The organism is Mesorhizobium atlanticum (assembly GCF_003289965.1).
GTDB classification, from domain to species: domain Bacteria; phylum Pseudomonadota; class Alphaproteobacteria; order Rhizobiales; family Rhizobiaceae; genus Mesorhizobium; species Mesorhizobium atlanticum.
This window is the reverse complement of sequence record NZ_QMBQ01000005.1, coordinates 314,226-330,287: the sequence shown is the minus strand read 5'-3', so window position 1 is coordinate 330,287 and position 16,062 is coordinate 314,226. Positions and strand designations below refer to the sequence as shown.

The window sequence follows — 16,062 nt, the reverse complement described above, 5'->3', positions numbered from 1 at the left end:
CATAGGCCCATGAGCACAGCACCGCGTATCATCACTGTTGCCAACCAGAAAGGTGGCGTCGGCAAGACGACGACGGCCATCAACCTGGCGACGGCCCTGGCTGCGATCGGCGAGCGCGTGCTGATCGTCGACCTCGATCCGCAGGGCAATGCCAGCACCGGGCTCGGCATCGACCGCAAGGACCGGACCGTCTCGTCCTATGACGTGCTGACCGGCGAGCTCGAGCTGGAAGCGGCCGCCGTGCCGACGGCGGTGCCGGGCCTGTCCATTGTGCCTTCGACGCTCGACCTGCTCGGCATCGAGATGGAGATCGCCTCGGCGCCAGACCGGGTGCTCAGGCTGCGCAACGCGCTGCGCGCCGCGGCAGAGCGGTCGGCGCCGTTCGGCTATGTGCTGATCGACTGCCCGCCTTCGCTCAATCTTTTGACTTTGAATTCAATGGCGGCAGCCGATTCCGTTCTCGTGCCGCTGCAGTGCGAGTTCTTTGCGCTCGAAGGTCTCAGCCAGTTGCTGGAGACGGTCGAGCAGGTGCGCGGCACGATCAATCCGGATCTCACCATCCAGGGCATCGTGCTCACCATGTATGACGGGCGCAACAACCTCGCCAACCAGGTGGTGCAGGATGTGCGCACCCATATGGGCGACAAGGTCTATGAGACGATCATCCCGCGCAATGTGCGCGTCTCCGAGGCGCCGTCCTACGGCAAGCCGGCGATCCTCTATGACCTGAAATGCTCGGGCAGCCAGGCCTATCTGCAGCTCGCCTCCGAAGTGATCCGCCGCGAGCGCAAGCTGCGCGCCGCCTGAGCCGCAGCCGCCCGGCAGGTTGTTTAATCAGCCGATTCGATTCCGAAACGATCTGGACATTATAATGAGCGAAGACCAATCGAGAAAAAGACTGGGCCGCGGCCTCGCGGCGCTGATCGGGGAAATCGACCGTCCGGCGGCGCCGGAAAAGCCGAGCGCCGTGGTGGCGGCGGACGGCAAGGTGCCGATCGAATTCGTCAGCCCGAACCCGAAGAATCCGCGCCGGCATTTCGGCGATGCCGAGCTCACCGACCTTGCCCAGTCGATCCGCGAGCATGGCGTGGTGCAGCCGGTGGTGGCGCGCCCCTCGCCTTCGCAGCCCGGCCGCTACGAGATCATCGCCGGCGAGCGGCGCTGGCGGGCGGCGCAGCGCGCCGGCCTGACCGAGATCCCGCTGATCGTGCGCGACGTCAACGACCGCACGGCGCTGGAGCTGGCGATCATCGAGAACGTGCAGCGCGCCGACCTCAATCCGGTCGAGGAGGCGCAAGGCTACCAGCAACTCATCGACGAGCACGGTTATACCCAGGCCGACCTCGGCCAGGTGATCGGCAAGAGCCGCAGCCATGTCGCCAACACGCTGCGGCTGCTGAAGCTGCCCCCCGTCATCCATTCGATGCTGGTCGACGGCGATCTGTCCGCCGGCCACGCCCGCACGCTGGTCACCGCCGAGGATCCGGCCGGGCTTGCCAAGCGCATCGTCAAGGAGGGGCTTTCCGTGCGCCAGGCCGAAGCGCTGGCGCAGATGCCAGCCGGACCGACGCCGGCCAAGACAAAGTCCGCGCCGAGTTCGACGGAAAAGGACCCGGATACGTTGGCGCTGGAGAAGCTGATGACCGATACGCTGGGTATGATCGTCAGCATCGAGCACAAGGGCAAGGGCGGCACGCTGCGCGTCGATTACCGCTCGCTGGAGCAACTCGACGAGCTCTGCCGACGGCTGAAGGACGAGCGATAGCCGGCTGTCGCGTAACGGCATTCGGCCGTAGCTGAGGTTTTGGCTGAACGCTGGATACGTCTGATATATTGGTGATAGACGAGGAAGGGCTGGCGTTACGCTGGCCTTTTTTCCCTGACGGCGGAGGCTAGCGAAAGCGGCGGGGACGGCTAATTTCCGCCCTGGGGGAGGGTGCTGTCCAGCGGTGCTTGCGGCACTCCTCCGGCTTATCAGCCGGCCGGTACCCTTGCATTCGCCAATCGCCGACTTTCATCTGGTGCCGAGCAATTCCTTCAGCGTCGCCCCGCCGCTTGACAGCCGGGGGTAACGGCGTACCTTCTATTAGCCTTAACTTAAATTATGCCCCGGCGTGCCGATCAATCGCGATGAGGGCTATCTGCCGTTCCGATAGCGTTCGCGAAACGGCACCGCCCTGCAAAGCGATATGCCCGACGCGCCTGACGCTAACGGGAGGAGCAAATGGCGGTCAGTTGGCAGTTGTCCGGAAGCTACTTCGAGAATTGCAGCTGCGATGTAGTATGTCCCTGCCTGATATCCACCAACGCGCAGCTGACGTCGAAGCCGACCAAAGGCGATTGCGACGTCGCTCTGGTCTTTCATATCGACAAGGGCAATTACGGCGACGTTCGATTGGATGGGCTCAACGTCGCGATGGTTGCGCACACGCCAGGCCCGATGGCGGAAGGCAATTGGACGGCCGCCGCCTATATCGACGGACGCGCCGATGACCGGCAAACGGAAGCGCTGGGCGCGATTTTCACCGGCGCCGCGGGCGGTCCGATGGCGGCCTTCGCGCCGATGATCAGCACCAACCTTGGAGTGAAGAAGCTGCCGATCGACTATCGGGTCGACGGCAAGAAGCGGTCGGCGGAGATTGACGGCGTGATGCATATGGCGGTCGAGCCGCTGCCGACAATGCGCGAGGACGGCGAGATGTGGGTTGCCTCCGGCCATCCCGTCAATCCCGACTGGCTCGGCATGGCGATGGGGGTTGAAGGCAGCACCTTCAGCGACCACGGCATGAGCTGGGACAATTCCCGCCGCAACGGGCATTACGCGCCGATCAACTGGTCCGGCCAGCACTAGCGCCTGGCTGCAGAACGGACCGCTCATGCCGCTGACGCTGCAGCGAAACGTCATTCTCGCGCTGCTGATCGCCGCGGCCGCGGTGGCGTGGTGGGCGCTGCTTACCTGGCAGCAGACCGGCATGGATCCAGGCATGCGCATGGACTCCCCCACCATGGGCATGACGGCCGCGCTGTTTCTTGCCGTTTGGCTGATCATGATGATTGCCATGATGTTTCCGGCGGCCGCGCCCATGATCCTGACCTTTCACCAGGTCCAGAGCGGCAAACGGGGCCGCGGCCAGGCCTTTGTCTCGACCTGGGTGTTCGTGGCCGGCTACATGCTGGTCTGGACGGCGACGGGCGTTCTCGCATTTGCCGGCGCGGCGGGCGCGGAGATGCTTGCCGGGCGTGCGGGATTGTCTGCCGCGACGGCCGCGCGCATCGGCGGCGCGCTGCTGATGGTGGCGGGCGCCTATCAGCTCTCGCCGCTGAAAGATCTGTGCCTCGCCAAATGCCGCTCGCCGATCGGCTTCATCCTGACCTCGTGGCGCGACGGGCGGCTAGGCGCCGTGCGCATGGGCCTGCGGCATGGGCTCTTTTGCCTGGGTTGCTGCTGGCTGTTGTTCGCCGCTCTTTTTCCACTCGGGATCATGAACGTCGCCGCAATGGCGGTGGTCACGCTGCTGGTCTTTGCGGAGAAGACATTCCCGTATGGAGAGCGGATCGCAAAGGTGTCGGGCGTCGCCCTGCTTCTTTACGGCACGGTGGTGCTGGTTTTTCCACAGGTGCTGCCCACCTTCCAGCCGACGGACGCGATGATGCCGATGGATACGATGATCATGAATTGACGACGGGAAGCGGCTTTTGGCCGGGAAGGCGTTGGCGCTTTTGCGCAAAGACCCCCTCTGTCGCCTTCGGCGGCGTCTCCCCCTCGAGGGGGAGATTAGCCGCGCTGCCCGAGCCGCGCGCTTTCGATCGCAATGCCCAGCAGCGCCTGCCGTGCCAGCGCTTCCGACAGGTCGGGCCGCTTGCGGGTTTGCAGCACCGCCGTCTGCAGCCGTCCCAGCGCACGGCCGAGCGCATCGACATTCCAGCGCTCCAGCGTCTTTTCCACCAGCTTGCGTCGGGAAAAGAAAACCGGCGGGCGCGCACCGGCAACGACCGAGGCGGCGTTGCGGCCGCCGCTCTCCATCTGGCCGCGCATTGCCTGAATCGCCTGCAATTGCCGCATCGCCGAGGACAGAACCAGGAATGGATGGCCGCCGGACTGGCAATGGCGGGTGAAGGCGATGTCGAAATCGCCGACCTTGCCGTCCAGCATCGCGTCGACCGCGTCATCGAAGGAGGCGCCGGAGACGTCGCCTGACAGCGCGTTGATGTCCTCGATGCCGATCTCCTTGCGGCCATGCGCGTAAAGAACCAGCTTTTCGATCTCACCACGCGAGGCAAGGCGGTCGCCGCCAAGATTGCGGCGCAGCGCCTGCCTCGCGTCCAATGTCATCGACATGCCGGCCTTGCGCAATTCGTCGTCGATCACCGAATCCAGGTCGCGGGCCTCGTCGGCATAGCAAGGCAAGGCGATGGCGTTGCCGGCGGCCTCGACGATGGCCCTTAAGCCCGTGCCCTTCTTCAGGTCGCCGGCTTCGATGAGAATGACGGCGTCGCGCGCGGGTTCGGTGGTCAGCGCCTTGATGTCGTCGGCCAGCGCCTTCTGGCCGCTGGCATTGCGCACCCAAAGCAGCCGCCGGTCGGAAAACATCGGCACCGTGCGCGCCTCATCGAGCAGCCGGCCCTCATCGCGGTCAACCTCCGCGCCGTCGAGCTTCACCACCGAGAAGGGATCATCGAGCGGCAGGCCGGTTTTCACGGCGAAGGTCTTCGCCCGCTCGGCGACAAGGCCGCGATCGGGGCCGTAAAGCAGGACGATTCCCATGGCCGGATCCGGCCTCGCCAGCCACGAATCGACCTCGTATCCTTTCTTCTGTGCCATGCGGGGTGAGTTAGCATGAGGCGGGGCGCGGGAACCAGCGTTCAGTGAACCGGGTGCGGGGCGCATGCGCTACGGGATTTCGGTTCACGCCGAGGCGATTGCCCAAGCCTGGTGGCAAATGTCGAAAGCCGGTGCCAGCGTTGAAGGTCTGTTCTGAAGCGAACCAGCCCGGCCTTACCGCCTCTTGCGCCTAAAGCCCTGCCGGCATTCACCAAATTGCGCGCCGGGCAAAAACATCGACAAGAAATTTCGTCGCCATATCTGCATCTTGAGCCTGCGCGCCGCATCGGCTTGCCGAGGCCGGCGCCGGGGAGGAAGGCCGTGCCCAGACCCGGCGAATTGGCACTGGTCTGGCGGCGCGGATGTGCAAAGATCGCACCGGCAACATTGGAGGATGTGAGCTCATGGCCGATGCTGGAATGTTGCGCTTTCATGTGCCCGAGCCAGAGGTGCGGCCCGGCGGCACGCCCGACTTCTCGAATGTGACCATCCCGAAGGCCGGCTCGGTGCCGCGTCCCGAGATCGACGTCGATCCGCGCACCATCCGCGACATGGCTTTCTCCATCATCCGCGTGCTCAACCGCGCCGGCGAAGCGGTCGGGCCATGGGCGGGGCTGCTCAGCGACCAGGAACTGCTCGAAGGCCTGCGCCATATGATGACGCTTCGGACCTTCGATGCGCGCATGCAGATGGCGCAGCGCCAGGGCAAGACCTCCTTCTACATGCAGCATCTCGGCGAAGAGGCGGTGAGCTGCGCGTTCCGCAAGGCGCTTCAGCCGGGCGACATGAATTTCCCGACTTATCGACAAGCAGGCCTTCTCATCGCCGACGGCTATCCGATGGTCACGATGATGAACCAGATCTATTCCAACGAGGCCGATCCGCTGAAGGGCCGGCAACTGCCGGTCATGTATTCCTCGAAGGAGCACGGTTTCTTCTCGATCTCGGGCAATCTGGCGACGCAATATATCCAGGCGGTCGGCTGGGCGATGGCCTCGGCGATCTCCAACGATTCGCGCATAGCCGCCGCCTGGATCGGCGACGGCTCGACTGCGGAGTCCGATTTTCATGCGGCGCTGGTCTTCGCCTCGACCTACAAGGCCCCTGTCGTGCTCAACGTCGTCAACAACCAGTGGGCGATCTCGACTTTCCAGGGCATCGCGCGCGGCGGCTCCGGCACGTTCGCCGCGCGCGGCCTTGGCTTCGGCATTCCTTCGCTGCGCGTCGACGGCAACGACTATCTCGCGGTGCATGCCGTGGCGAAATGGGCGGCGGAGCGGGCGCGCGCCAATCTCGGGCCGACCCTGGTCGAATATGTCACCTACCGCGCCGGCGCGCATTCGACCTCGGACGATCCGTCGGCCTACCGGCCGAAGGCCGAGTCCGACGCCTGGCCGCTCGGCGATCCGGTCATCCGGCTGAAGAACCACCTGATCCACAAAGGCATCTGGTCCGAGGATCGCCACACCCAGGCGGAAGCCGAGATCCTCGAAACGGTGATCGCGGCGCAGAAGGAGGCCGAGGGCCACGGCACGCTGCATGCCGGCGGCAAGCCGTCGACCCGAGACATGTTCGAGGGCGTCTATGCCGAGATGCCGCCGCATCTCAGGCGCCAGCGCCAGCAGGCGGGGGTCTGACCATGCCCAGGCGTACCATGATCGAGGCGATCCGTGACGCCATGGACGTGTCGATGGGACGCGACGAGCGCGTCATCGTCTATGGCGAGGATGTCGGCTTCTTCGGCGGCGTCTTCCGCGCCACGCAAGGCCTGCAGGCCAAATACGGCAAGAGCCGTTGCTTCGACGCGCCGATCAGCGAATCCGGCATCGTCGGTTCGGCCATCGGCATGGCCGCCTACGGGCTGCGCCCTTGTGTCGAGGTGCAGTTTGCCGACTATGTTTATCCGGCCTACGACCAGATCGTGTCGGAGGCGGCGCGGCTGCGGTACCGTTCGAACGGCGACTTCACCTGCCCGATCGTGGTGCGCATGCCGACCGGCGGCGGCATCTTCGGCGGCCAGACGCACAGCCAGAGCCCGGAAGCACTGTTCACCCATGTCTCCGGCCTGAAGGTGATCGTGCCCTCCAATCCGCACGACGCCAAGGGGTTGCTGATCGCGGCGATCGAGGATCCCGACCCGGTGATCTTCCTCGAGCCGAAGCGGCTATATAACGGGCCGTTCGACGGCCATCACGACAAGCCGGTGACGCCCTGGTCGAAGCATGAGCTCGGCGAGGTCCCTGACGGCCATTACACGATCCCGCTCGGCAAGGCGGCGATCCGCCGCCAGGGTTCGGCCGTCACCGTGCTCGCCTATGGCACGATGGTTTATGTGGCGCAGGCCGCGGCCGAGGAGACGGGCATCGACGCCGAGGTGGTCGATCTGAGGACGCTGCTGCCGCTCGACCTCGACACGATCGTCGCCTCGGTGAAGAAGACCGGGCGCTGCGTCGTCGTGCACGAGGCGACGCTGACCTCCGGCTTCGGCGCCGAGCTGGTCTCGCTGGTGCAGGAGAACTGCTTCTATCACTTGGAAGCCCCGGTCGCGCGGGTCGCCGGCTGGGACACGCCCTATCCGCACGCGCAGGAATGGGACTATTTCCCCGGACCGGCGCGGGTCGGCCGTGCCCTGATCGAAACGTTGGAAGCTTAGGGGGAGGCCTGAGATGGGCGAACACGTCATCAAGCTTCCCGATGTCGGCGAAGGCGTCGCCGAGGCCGAGCTCGTCGAATGGCACGTCAAGGTCGGCGACCTCGTGCGCGAGGACACGGTGCTGGCCGCCGTCATGACCGACAAGGCAACCGTCGAAATCCCGTCGCCCGTCGACGGTGAGATTCTTTGGCTCGGCGCCGAGATCGGCGACACGGTGGCGATCGGCTCGCCGATCGTGCGGCTGAAGGTGGCCGGCGAAGGCAATGTGAAGGCGGAAACCGGTGGCGGCGACGCGAAGGTCGAGGCTCCCGCCAAGTCGGCCGAGCCGAAAACGGAACCTCAGCCGAGCGCTCCCAAGCCCGCACCAAAACCAGCCGATCCGCCGGCCAAGGTTTCGCCGGCCGCCGCGCCGAAGGCAGCGCGCCCTGCCTCCACTTCCGGCGCGCCGCGCGCGGAGGGTGAGAAGCCGCTGGCCTCGCCGGCGGTGCGGCTGCGCGCCAGGGAAGCCGGCATCGACCTGCGTCAGGTCCCGGGCAGCGGTCCGGCCGGGCGCATCAGCCATGAGGACATCGACGCGTTCGTGGCGCGAGGCCCGCAGCTGGCCCGCGCCACCGGACTTGCCCGCAAGGACGGCGTCGAGGACATCAAGGTCGTCGGGCTCAGGCGCAAGATCGCCGAAAAGATGTCGCTGGCCAAATCGCGCATCCCGCACATCACCTATGTCGAGGAGATCGACGTCACTTCATTGGAGGAATTGCGCGCGACGCTGAACAAGGAGAAGCGGGCCGATCGCCCGAAGCTGACGCTGCTGCCTTTCCTGATGCGGGCGATGGTCAAGGCGATCGCCGAGCAGCCCAACCTCAACGCATTGTTCGACGACGAGGCCGGCGTCATCCACCAGCATGAAGGCATCCATATCGGCATCGCCGCGCAGACGCCGAACGGGCTGGTGGTGCCGGTGGTCAAGCACGCCGAGGCGCGCGATCTCTGGGATAGTGCCGTGGAAGTCAACCGGCTGGCCGATGCGGCCAAGGCCGGCACGGCGAGCCGCGACGAGCTTTCCGGCTCGACCATCACCATTACCTCGCTCGGCGCCATGGGCGGCGTGGCGACCACGCCGGTCATCAACTATCCGGAAGTGGCGATCGTCGGCGTCAACAAGATCATGGTGCGGCCGGTCTGGGATGGCACCCAGTTCATCCCGCGCAAGATGATGAACCTGTCGTCCAGCTTCGATCATCGCGTCATCGACGGCTGGGATGCCGCGGTTTTCGTCCAGCGCATCAAGGCGCTGCTCGAGACGCCTGCGCTGATCTTTGTGGATTGACAATGACAATGGTCGCAAAGACCCCCTCACCCGGATTGCCAGCCGAATTGCGAAGGGCAATTCGGGGCAATCCGACCTCTCCCCGAGGGGAGAGGTGGTCGCCAGCGCCTCCGCTGTCCTCTTCTCCCCTTGGGGAGAAGGTGGCCGCGAAGCGGCCGGATGAGGGGGTCTCCTCCAACCAAAATAGTGTGACCCTATGAAAGAAATCTCCTGCAAGCTGCTCGTCATCGGCGCCGGTCCGGGCGGTTATGTCTGCGCTATCCGCGCCGGCCAGCTCGGCGTTGACACGGTGATCGTCGAGGCGGGCAAGCCGGGCGGCACCTGCCTCAATGTCGGCTGCATCCCGTCCAAAGCGTTGATCCACGCTGCAGAGGAATTCGAGAAGATCGCGCATATGGCCTCAGGCAAGGACCCGCTCGGCATCAAGGTCGCCGCGCCCACGCTGGAACTCGCGAAAACCGTCGCCTGGAAAGACGGTATCGTTAGCCGGCTCAACAGTGGCGTGGCCGGGCTGCTGAAGAAGGCCAGGGTGAAGACCGTGCAGGGCTGGGCGACGTTCCGCGACGGCAAGACCGTCGAGGTCGAAACCGAAATCGGGACACAAGTCATCCGCGCCGAAACGGTGGTGATCGCCACCGGCTCGGCGCCGGTCGAACTGCCGTTCCTGCCCTTCGGCGGTCCCGTGATTTCGTCCACCGAGGCGTTGGCGCTCGGTGATGTGCCGAAGAAGCTCGCGGTCGTCGGCGGCGGTTATATCGGGCTCGAGCTCGGCATGGCTTTCGCCAGGATGGGTTCGAAGGTTACCGTGGTCGAAGCGCTGCCGCGCGTGCTGGCGCAATATGATGCCGAACTGACGCGGCCGGTGTTGAAGCGGCTCGGCGAGCTCGGCGTCGAAGTGATGACGGGAGCGAAGGCGAAGGGATTGTCGACCAAGGGCGACGCGCTTTTGGTCGAGACGGCCGACGGCAAGAGTGCCAAGGTCGCCGCCGACAAGATCCTGGTCACGGTCGGACGCAAGCCGCTCACCGAAGGCTGGGGGCTGGAGCAGATCGACCTCGACAGGACGGGAAAATTCATCCGCATCGACGACCAGTGCCGCAGCTCGATGCGTGGCATCTTTGCCATCGGCGACGTCACCGGGGAGCCGATGCTGGCGCACCGCGCCATGGCGCAGGGCGAGATGGTGGCCGAGATCGTCGCCGGCCATAAAAGAAGCTGGGACAAGCGCGCCATTCCCGCGATCTGCTTCACCGATCCGGAGCTGGTCACCGCCGGCCTGTCACCAGAGGAGGCGAAAGCGCTCGCCGGCGAAATCAAGATCGGCCAGTTCCCGTTCGCCGCCAACGGCCGCGCCATGACCAGGCAGGGCGAGGACGGGTTCGTGCGGGTGGTGGCGCGCGCCGACAATCATCTGGTGCTGGGCATCCAGGCGGTCGGGCAGGGCGTGTCGGAACTGTCAGCGGCCTTCGGCCTGGCGCTGGAGATGGGCGCGCGGCTGGAGGATATCGCCGGCACGATCCACGCGCATCCGACGCAGGGCGAAGGGTTCCAGGAAGCGGCGCTGAAGGCGCTGGGCCACGTGCTGCATGTTTAGGGAAACGCCTTTTCCTTCTCCCCCTGTGGGAGAAGGTGGATCGGCGCGATAGCGCCGAGACGGATGAGGGGTGTTCCAGCGGAGCGAGGCGTCGGCATTCCCTGGAGCACCCCTCATCCGGCCGCTTCGCGGCCACCTTCCCCCACAAGGGGGGAAGGGGGAGCCTGGACGCTCAGCTCGCCAGCCGGCTTACCATTTCATGTTGCGCGTAGGCGCGGCCGAAGCGGTTGGCGAGGAAGGCGTCAAGGGCGATGTCTTCCTGGCGCACGAAACCTTTCGCCGGCAGCGAGCCGTCGGCCAGCATGTCGAGCACGGCGCAGATGCCGGAGGCGGTGGTGATCTGGATGGCGCTGCGCACGATGTTGCCGACGCGGTGCGAATAGATCTTGTTGGCGTAGGTCTCCTGCAGCAGGCGGCCGTTGCGGCGGCCCGAGACGGTGACGAAGACGATGACCACGTCCTGGAGCGTGGACGGCAGGGCGCTTTCGAAAATGTCCTTTAGCACGTCGCGGCGGTGACGCAACCCGAGGTCGTTGAGCAGCGCCTTCATGATCGCGGCGTGGCCGGGATAGCGGATGGTGCGGTAATTCAGCGTGCGCACCTTGCCCTTCAGCGTCTCGGCCAGCGTGCCGAGACCGCCGGAGGTGTTGAAGGCCTCATAGGTGACGCCGTCGAGCGAGAACTCCTCGCGCTCCTCCAGCGGCGGCACTTCGATCAGCTCGCCCTCGACGATCGCCTCGCAGGGCTCGCAATATTCGTTGATGACCCCGTCGGTGCTCCAGGTGAGGTTGTAGTTCAGCGCGTTGGACGGATATTGCGGCAGCGCGCCGACGCGCATGCGCACGCTTTCCAGCGTGTCGAAGCGGCTGGCGAGATCGTTGGCGACGATCGAGATGAAGCCCGGCGCCAGGCCGCATTGCGGGATGAAGGCGTTTTTCGCCCCGCGCGCCAGTTCCTTGACACGGCGGGTCGAGACGACGTCCTCGGTGAGGTCGAGATAATGCACGCCGGTGGCGGCGGCAGCCTCGGCGATGCGCGTGGTGAGATGGAAGGGCGCGGCGCTCAGCACGGCGAACTTGCCGGCAAGGACCTTTTCCAGTTCGCCGGCGGCGGCGATGTCGAGTTCCTGCGTCGCGACGCCAGCCGGCAATTCGGCGGCGAGCTGGGCGGCCGAGCGGTCGACGAGCGTGACGCGGTAGTCGCCCGTGGCGCTCAGCATTTCCGCGATGGTCGAGCCGATCTTGCCGGCGCCGACGACAACGATGTTCTTCATGATCAATTCCCCTGCAATCCTGATTTGGGCCAATTCGATTTGGCGGAAATCATCGCAGCTTGCCTGTCGAAAGGAAGCGTGGAATCTGGCAATATGAAGCTGAACTTTGAACGATCTGCCGAAAGGTTTCGTCGAAATGATCACTGAAGCCGAACAGGCCCTGCTCACCCTGCTGCGCGCTAACGCGCGGGCCTCCACGGCCGAGCTCGCGAGAAAGCTGGGCGTCTCGCGCACGACGGTGCAGAGCCGGATCGAGCGGCTGGAGCAGCGCGGTATCATCGCCGGCTATGGGGTCAGGCTTTCGCCCGACTATGAGCAGGGGCTGGTCAAGGCGCATGTGCTGCTCACCGTCACGCCGAAACTCGCCGACAAGGTGGTGCGCAGCCTGGAGGCCATGCCGCCGGTGCGCACGGTGCATTCGGTCAGCGGCAATTTCGACATGATCGTCATCGTCGACGCGCCGTCGATCCGCGATCTCGACGCGCTGCTCGATCGGATCGGCGCGATGGAGGGCGTGGAGCGGACGTCGTCGTCGATCATTTTGTCGACGCGGGTGGATCGGTAAGGGGACTGCCGCTCATTTCAAGGCGCCGGCGCGAGGCCCCCCTCTCTGTCCTGCCGGACATCTCCCCCTCAAGGGGGGAGATTGGCAGCTTCGATGCCGGCGTTTTCTGCAACATTGGTGATTGGCGAAAGCCGGCGTGGCATCTGATCTCCCCCCTTGAGGGGGAGATGCCCGGCAGGGCAGAGAGGGGGGCGAAGGAACGCGATGCCTCTGGTTTTCTTCCCTACGCCCTTCTTCTCTCCGGCCCCTCGTCGAGCCACGCCACATCCTCCGGCGTCAGCTTGACGTCCAGCGCCTTGAGGCTGTCCTCCAGCTCGTCCAGCGTGCGCGGGCCGATCAGCGGGACGGAGGGGAAGGGCTGCGCCAGCACGTAGGCCAGCGCGACATGGATCGGGCTCTTGCCGAGTTTTCGGGCCAGCTCGATCGCCCGGTCGCGGCGGCCGAAATTCTTTTCCGAATACCAGACCCGCACCAGCTCCTCATTGTCGGTCCGGTCGCGGCCGGCGCGGTCGGTGAAGAAGCCGCGGCCCTGGCTCGACCAGGCGAAGTTCGGCATCTGCCGCGCCGTCAGCCAGGCCTTCCAGGCATCGGTGGAGGAGGTGATGCAGCCCGGCCAGATCGGCTCCAGCATCTCGGCCAGCGAGAAATTGTTGGAGAGCGCGCCGGGTTTTTGCCTGCCGTTCTTCTCGGCATAGGCAATCGCTTCGTCCACGCGCTCCATCGTCCAGTTGGAGCCGCCGAACAGCCCACGGATGCGGCCGGCCCTCGCCTCCGCGTCCATCGCGTCGACGAACTCGCCGACCGGCACGTCCGGATTGTCGCGATGCATGAAATAGATGTCGACATGGTCTGTCTGCAGCCGGTCGAGCGACTGCGCCAGCTGTTTTGCGATCACGTCGGGGTAGCAGAGCGGCGAATGCGCGCCCTTGGCGATGATCACCGACTGGTCGCGCACGCCGCGATTCTTCAGCCACTCCCCAAGCAGCGTCTCGGTGTAACCACCCCCATAGACAAAGCCGGTGTCGAACAGATTGCCGCCGGCCTCGAAATAGGCATCGAGCAGGATCGAGCCGGAGGAGAAGCTGCGGAAATCCTCGAAGCCAAGCGCCAGAAGCGAAACGGGTTTCGGCAGGTCGGGAATGGTGCGCTTGCCGATGGTATCGCCGTCGGTGCGCAGCGGCCGGCCGGAGATCGTGTTGATGCGCTTAGCCGGTTTTTCGATCCCATATTCGAGGCCGACGGCGGCGCGCCATTTGTCGAGCACGCGCAGCGTGCCGAGGCTGTCGGCCCAGGACATGCCCGGCCAGGCGAATTCCTGCCGCCCTGCCTGGATTGCTTCGCCGGCGGCATCGACCTCGAAGGAATAGAGGTGACGCGTCTCGTTAAGGCTGATCACCTCGCGAGCCGCCCCGGACCGGATCACCTCGATCCGGCCCGGTCCGACATCGCGGTTGCCACCGGCGAACCAGAAATCGGGCACCTCGATCCGGCCCTTGGTGCCGAAAATGCGCAGTACATTGTCCTGGTCGAGCGAGATGCTGCAGGAGACCTCCGCGACGATGCCGCCGGGAAAGTGCAGCAAGGCCGAGGCCCATTCATCGACGCCGGACTGGCCGAGATGCGCGGTGCCCGCCACCTTGTCGGGCTCGGCAAAAGGCTGGCCAATCGCCGCGCCCGCGATCAGCCGCGCCATCGAGACAGGATAGCCGCCGACATCGAGGATGCCGCCGCCGGCGAGATCGTTGGCGTAGAGCCGGTGCTCGGGCATGAAGCCCGGCATGGCGAAGCCGAAGCTCGACTTGATCATGCGGACCTCGCCGACTGCGCCGGATTTGATCAGGTCGACCAGCTGCAGCGTCTGCGGATGCAGCCGGTACATGAAGGCTTCGCCGAGGAACGTGCCGGCCTTGCGCGCCGCATGCATCATGGCATCGGCTTCGAAGGCGGTGAGCGCCAACGGCTTCTCGCACAGGACATGCTTGCCGGCTTCGGCGGCCTTGATCGCCCATTCGGCATGGCCGGGATGCGGGATCGAAATATAGACCGCGTCGACCTGGCCGTCTGCGAGCAGCGCCTCATAGCCGTCGAGGATGCGCGCGCCCGGAAAAGTCTCGGCGAGGCCCGGCTTGGCGGGATTGCGGGCGCCGAGCGCCTCAAGCGTGCCGGTGCGCGACCCCGCCACGCCGCCGGCAAAGGATTTCGCGATGCTGCCGGGTCCGAGGATGCCCCAGCGGATTTTTCCAGATGTCATGTCGATTCCTCCGCGAGTCAGCGCCACGCCAGCGATGGGCCTGAACCTAGGGCAAGGAAAAGCGCGGCGCGGGTCAGTGTCGTGCACATTGAAATCCTCCCATTTGCTCTCCCGCCCTGAGCCTGGCTAGACTATGCGGCGCGGAAGGCTTGTCGCCGTCGAAGGGAAGAAGAAGTTGGCGGAAAGTAAGATGCCCGAGCGTCCCTTCTATCAGCCGGGTGCAAGCAGCGTCGAAGGACTGCCGCTTGTGCTGCAGATGTTTCACAACTATCCGCTGGTGATGCTGAAGCCGCATTGGCACGCCCAGGTCGAGGTGAACTTCATCGTGCAGGGCCGCGTGCATTACCGCATGGCCGAGCACGAGATTTCGCTGTCGGCCGGCGAGATGTGCCTGTTCTGGGGCGGCCTGCCGCACCAGATGGACGACCTCTCCGACGACGCCATCTATGCCGGCGCGCATCTGCCTCTGGTGCATTTCTTCAGGCTGCATCTGCCGGCCGATGTCAGGCACCGGCTGATGACCGGCGCGACGCTGGTGACGGATGCCACCGATCAATCCGACAACGACAGCTTCAAGCGCTGGAACGAGTATGCGCGTTCGGGCGACGCGGCCAAGGCCGAGCATGCCGTCAACGAGCTGCTGCTTCGGCTCGAGCGGGTGCGTTTCGAGCCCTACCGCCTGGTGTCGGGAACCGCCGCCGGACAAGGCGCGGGCAGCGCCTTCGACCAGCAATCCTCGCGCAATGTCGGGCGCATGTGCGACTATATCGCCGAGAATTTCCTCTACGACATCGACTGCGTGACCATCGCCTGCGCCGCCGACATCCATCCCAAATACGCCATGAGCCTGTTCAAGAAATCGACGGGCATGACGCTCAACGAATATGTCAATCTCTTGCGGCTGAGCTATGCGCAGGCGCTTCTGATGCATGAGGACGCCAATGTGCTGAGGGTCGCGATGGACTCCGGTTTCGGCTCGCTCAGCGCCTTCAACAAATCATTCCGCAAGCTCGCCGGCATGTCGCCTTCCGACTTTCGCCGGGCGGGTGTCAGATAGGCAGAATCTCGCTTAGAGCGTTTCACCCTTTCACGGAAACGGCGAGCCGCTCTAACTCTTTGTTTTGACGCAATTCCTGACGGAAAACCGCTCACACTTTTCCTGGAATTGCTCTAGGCATAGGCCGGTTGTTGCGTCGCCTGTGACGCGACCCCCGCCCGGGATCTGGTTTCCGCGGTGCGGTTCATCGGCGGGCCTGGTGATTCACCAGCCCCGCCGCAGATTCCCGGCCGCAAACGCGCCTATTTGGCCGGTTGGATGCTCGAGGCCGCCAGTTTGCCGGCCTTCGTCGAGTAGGTGATCGTGACCTTCTCGCCGACCTTCAACGTTTCGGCTTCAATGCCTTCCGGCAGGGAGAATGTCTTGCCGTCGGAGAGCGTGATCGAATCGCCTTTCTTGTCGATGCTGGCGATCGTGCCGGTCGTCGCCTTCGCATAGGCGACGTTGGCGGATGCGATCGCGATTATCATTGCGGCTGTGATGACGGATTTTTTCATCGTTCGGTTCCTTTCTCTCGTCT

14 protein-coding genes are annotated in these 16,062 nt (G+C 65.0%); 10 read left to right on the top strand and 4 right to left on the bottom strand.

From position 1 onward, the window contains the following. Positions 1-9 precede the first annotated feature (9 nt). The 4 genes from DPM35_RS19020 (at position 10) to DPM35_RS19005 (ending at position 3,680) form a co-directional block, all read left to right on the top strand. On the top strand, positions 10-807 hold the full coding sequence (locus DPM35_RS19020) for a ParA family protein (protein ID WP_112128796.1): 798 nt from the start codon (positions 10-12) through the stop codon (positions 805-807). Positions 808-871: 64 nt separating this feature from the next. Further along, positions 872-1,765, top strand: a complete 894-nt coding sequence (locus tag DPM35_RS19015) for a ParB/RepB/Spo0J family partition protein (RefSeq protein WP_112128795.1) — start codon at positions 872-874, stop codon at positions 1,763-1,765. Between the two features lie 459 nt (positions 1,766-2,224). Next, the gene (locus DPM35_RS19010; protein WP_112128794.1) at positions 2,225-2,851 is read left to right on the top strand and encodes a DUF1326 domain-containing protein; all 627 of its coding nucleotides are present in this window, start codon (positions 2,225-2,227) and stop codon (positions 2,849-2,851) included. 25 nt (positions 2,852-2,876) lie between these two features. Further along, positions 2,877-3,680, top strand: a complete 804-nt coding sequence (locus tag DPM35_RS19005; protein ID WP_112128793.1) for a DUF2182 domain-containing protein — start codon at positions 2,877-2,879, stop codon at positions 3,678-3,680. A gap of 95 nt (positions 3,681-3,775) precedes the next feature. On the opposite strand, the gene holA is transcribed toward DPM35_RS19005, so the two are convergent. Next, positions 3,776-4,822 carry a DNA polymerase III subunit delta gene (gene holA / locus DPM35_RS19000; protein WP_112128792.1) on the bottom strand — a complete coding sequence of 349 codons (1,047 nt, stop codon included), beginning with the start codon at positions 4,820-4,822 and terminating at the stop codon, positions 3,776-3,778. A 404-nt stretch (positions 4,823-5,226) separates the two neighbouring features. On the opposite strand from holA, the gene DPM35_RS18995 reads away from it, so the two are divergent. From DPM35_RS18995 to lpdA, 4 genes are all read left to right on the top strand, one after another. Beyond that, complete coding sequence (locus DPM35_RS18995; RefSeq protein WP_112128791.1) at positions 5,227-6,459, top strand: 3-methyl-2-oxobutanoate dehydrogenase (2-methylpropanoyl-transferring) subunit alpha; 1,233 nt, start codon at positions 5,227-5,229, stop codon at positions 6,457-6,459. Between the two features lie 2 nt (positions 6,460-6,461). Beyond that, entirely contained in the window at positions 6,462-7,475 is a 1,014-nt protein-coding gene (locus DPM35_RS18990; RefSeq protein ID WP_112128790.1) for an alpha-ketoacid dehydrogenase subunit beta, read from the top strand. Between the two features lie 13 nt (positions 7,476-7,488). Then, positions 7,489-8,802, top strand: coding sequence for a dihydrolipoamide acetyltransferase family protein (locus DPM35_RS18985; RefSeq protein WP_112128789.1), 1,314 nt, complete (start codon positions 7,489-7,491; stop codon positions 8,800-8,802). 196 nt (positions 8,803-8,998) lie between these two features. Further along, positions 8,999-10,396: a dihydrolipoyl dehydrogenase gene (gene lpdA, locus DPM35_RS18980; RefSeq protein WP_112128788.1), complete on the top strand. Its 1,398-nt coding sequence runs from the start codon at positions 8,999-9,001 to the stop codon at positions 10,394-10,396. A 172-nt stretch (positions 10,397-10,568) separates the two neighbouring features. Here lpdA and DPM35_RS18975 read toward each other — a convergent pair whose 3' ends face one another. Continuing rightward, complete coding sequence (locus tag DPM35_RS18975; RefSeq protein ID WP_281004615.1) at positions 10,569-11,813, bottom strand: saccharopine dehydrogenase family protein; 1,245 nt, start codon at positions 11,811-11,813, stop codon at positions 10,569-10,571. Between DPM35_RS18975 and DPM35_RS18970 the strand changes: the two genes are divergently transcribed. Then, positions 11,806-12,234, top strand: coding sequence for an Lrp/AsnC family transcriptional regulator (locus DPM35_RS18970; RefSeq protein ID WP_112129103.1), 429 nt, complete (start codon positions 11,806-11,808; stop codon positions 12,232-12,234). The two genes, DPM35_RS18975 and DPM35_RS18970, sit on opposite strands and share 8 nt — an antisense overlap. Positions 12,235-12,457: 223 nt before the next feature. Here DPM35_RS18970 and DPM35_RS18960 read toward each other — a convergent pair whose 3' ends face one another. Next, a complete protein-coding gene (locus tag DPM35_RS18960) occupies positions 12,458-14,485 on the bottom strand; it encodes an aldo/keto reductase (RefSeq protein ID WP_112128787.1) in 2,028 nt (675 codons plus the stop codon). Positions 14,486-14,675: 190 nt separating this feature from the next. Here DPM35_RS18960 and DPM35_RS18955 point away from each other — a divergent pair, with 190 nt between their 5' ends. Next, on the top strand, positions 14,676-15,542 hold the full coding sequence (locus DPM35_RS18955) for a helix-turn-helix domain-containing protein (RefSeq protein WP_112129102.1): 867 nt from the start codon (positions 14,676-14,678) through the stop codon (positions 15,540-15,542). 242 nt (positions 15,543-15,784) lie between these two features. On the opposite strand, the gene DPM35_RS18950 is transcribed toward DPM35_RS18955, so the two are convergent. Beyond that, on the bottom strand, positions 15,785-16,039 hold the full coding sequence (locus DPM35_RS18950) for a DUF1344 domain-containing protein (protein ID WP_112128786.1): 255 nt from the start codon (positions 16,037-16,039) through the stop codon (positions 15,785-15,787). Positions 16,040-16,062 lie beyond the last annotated feature (23 nt).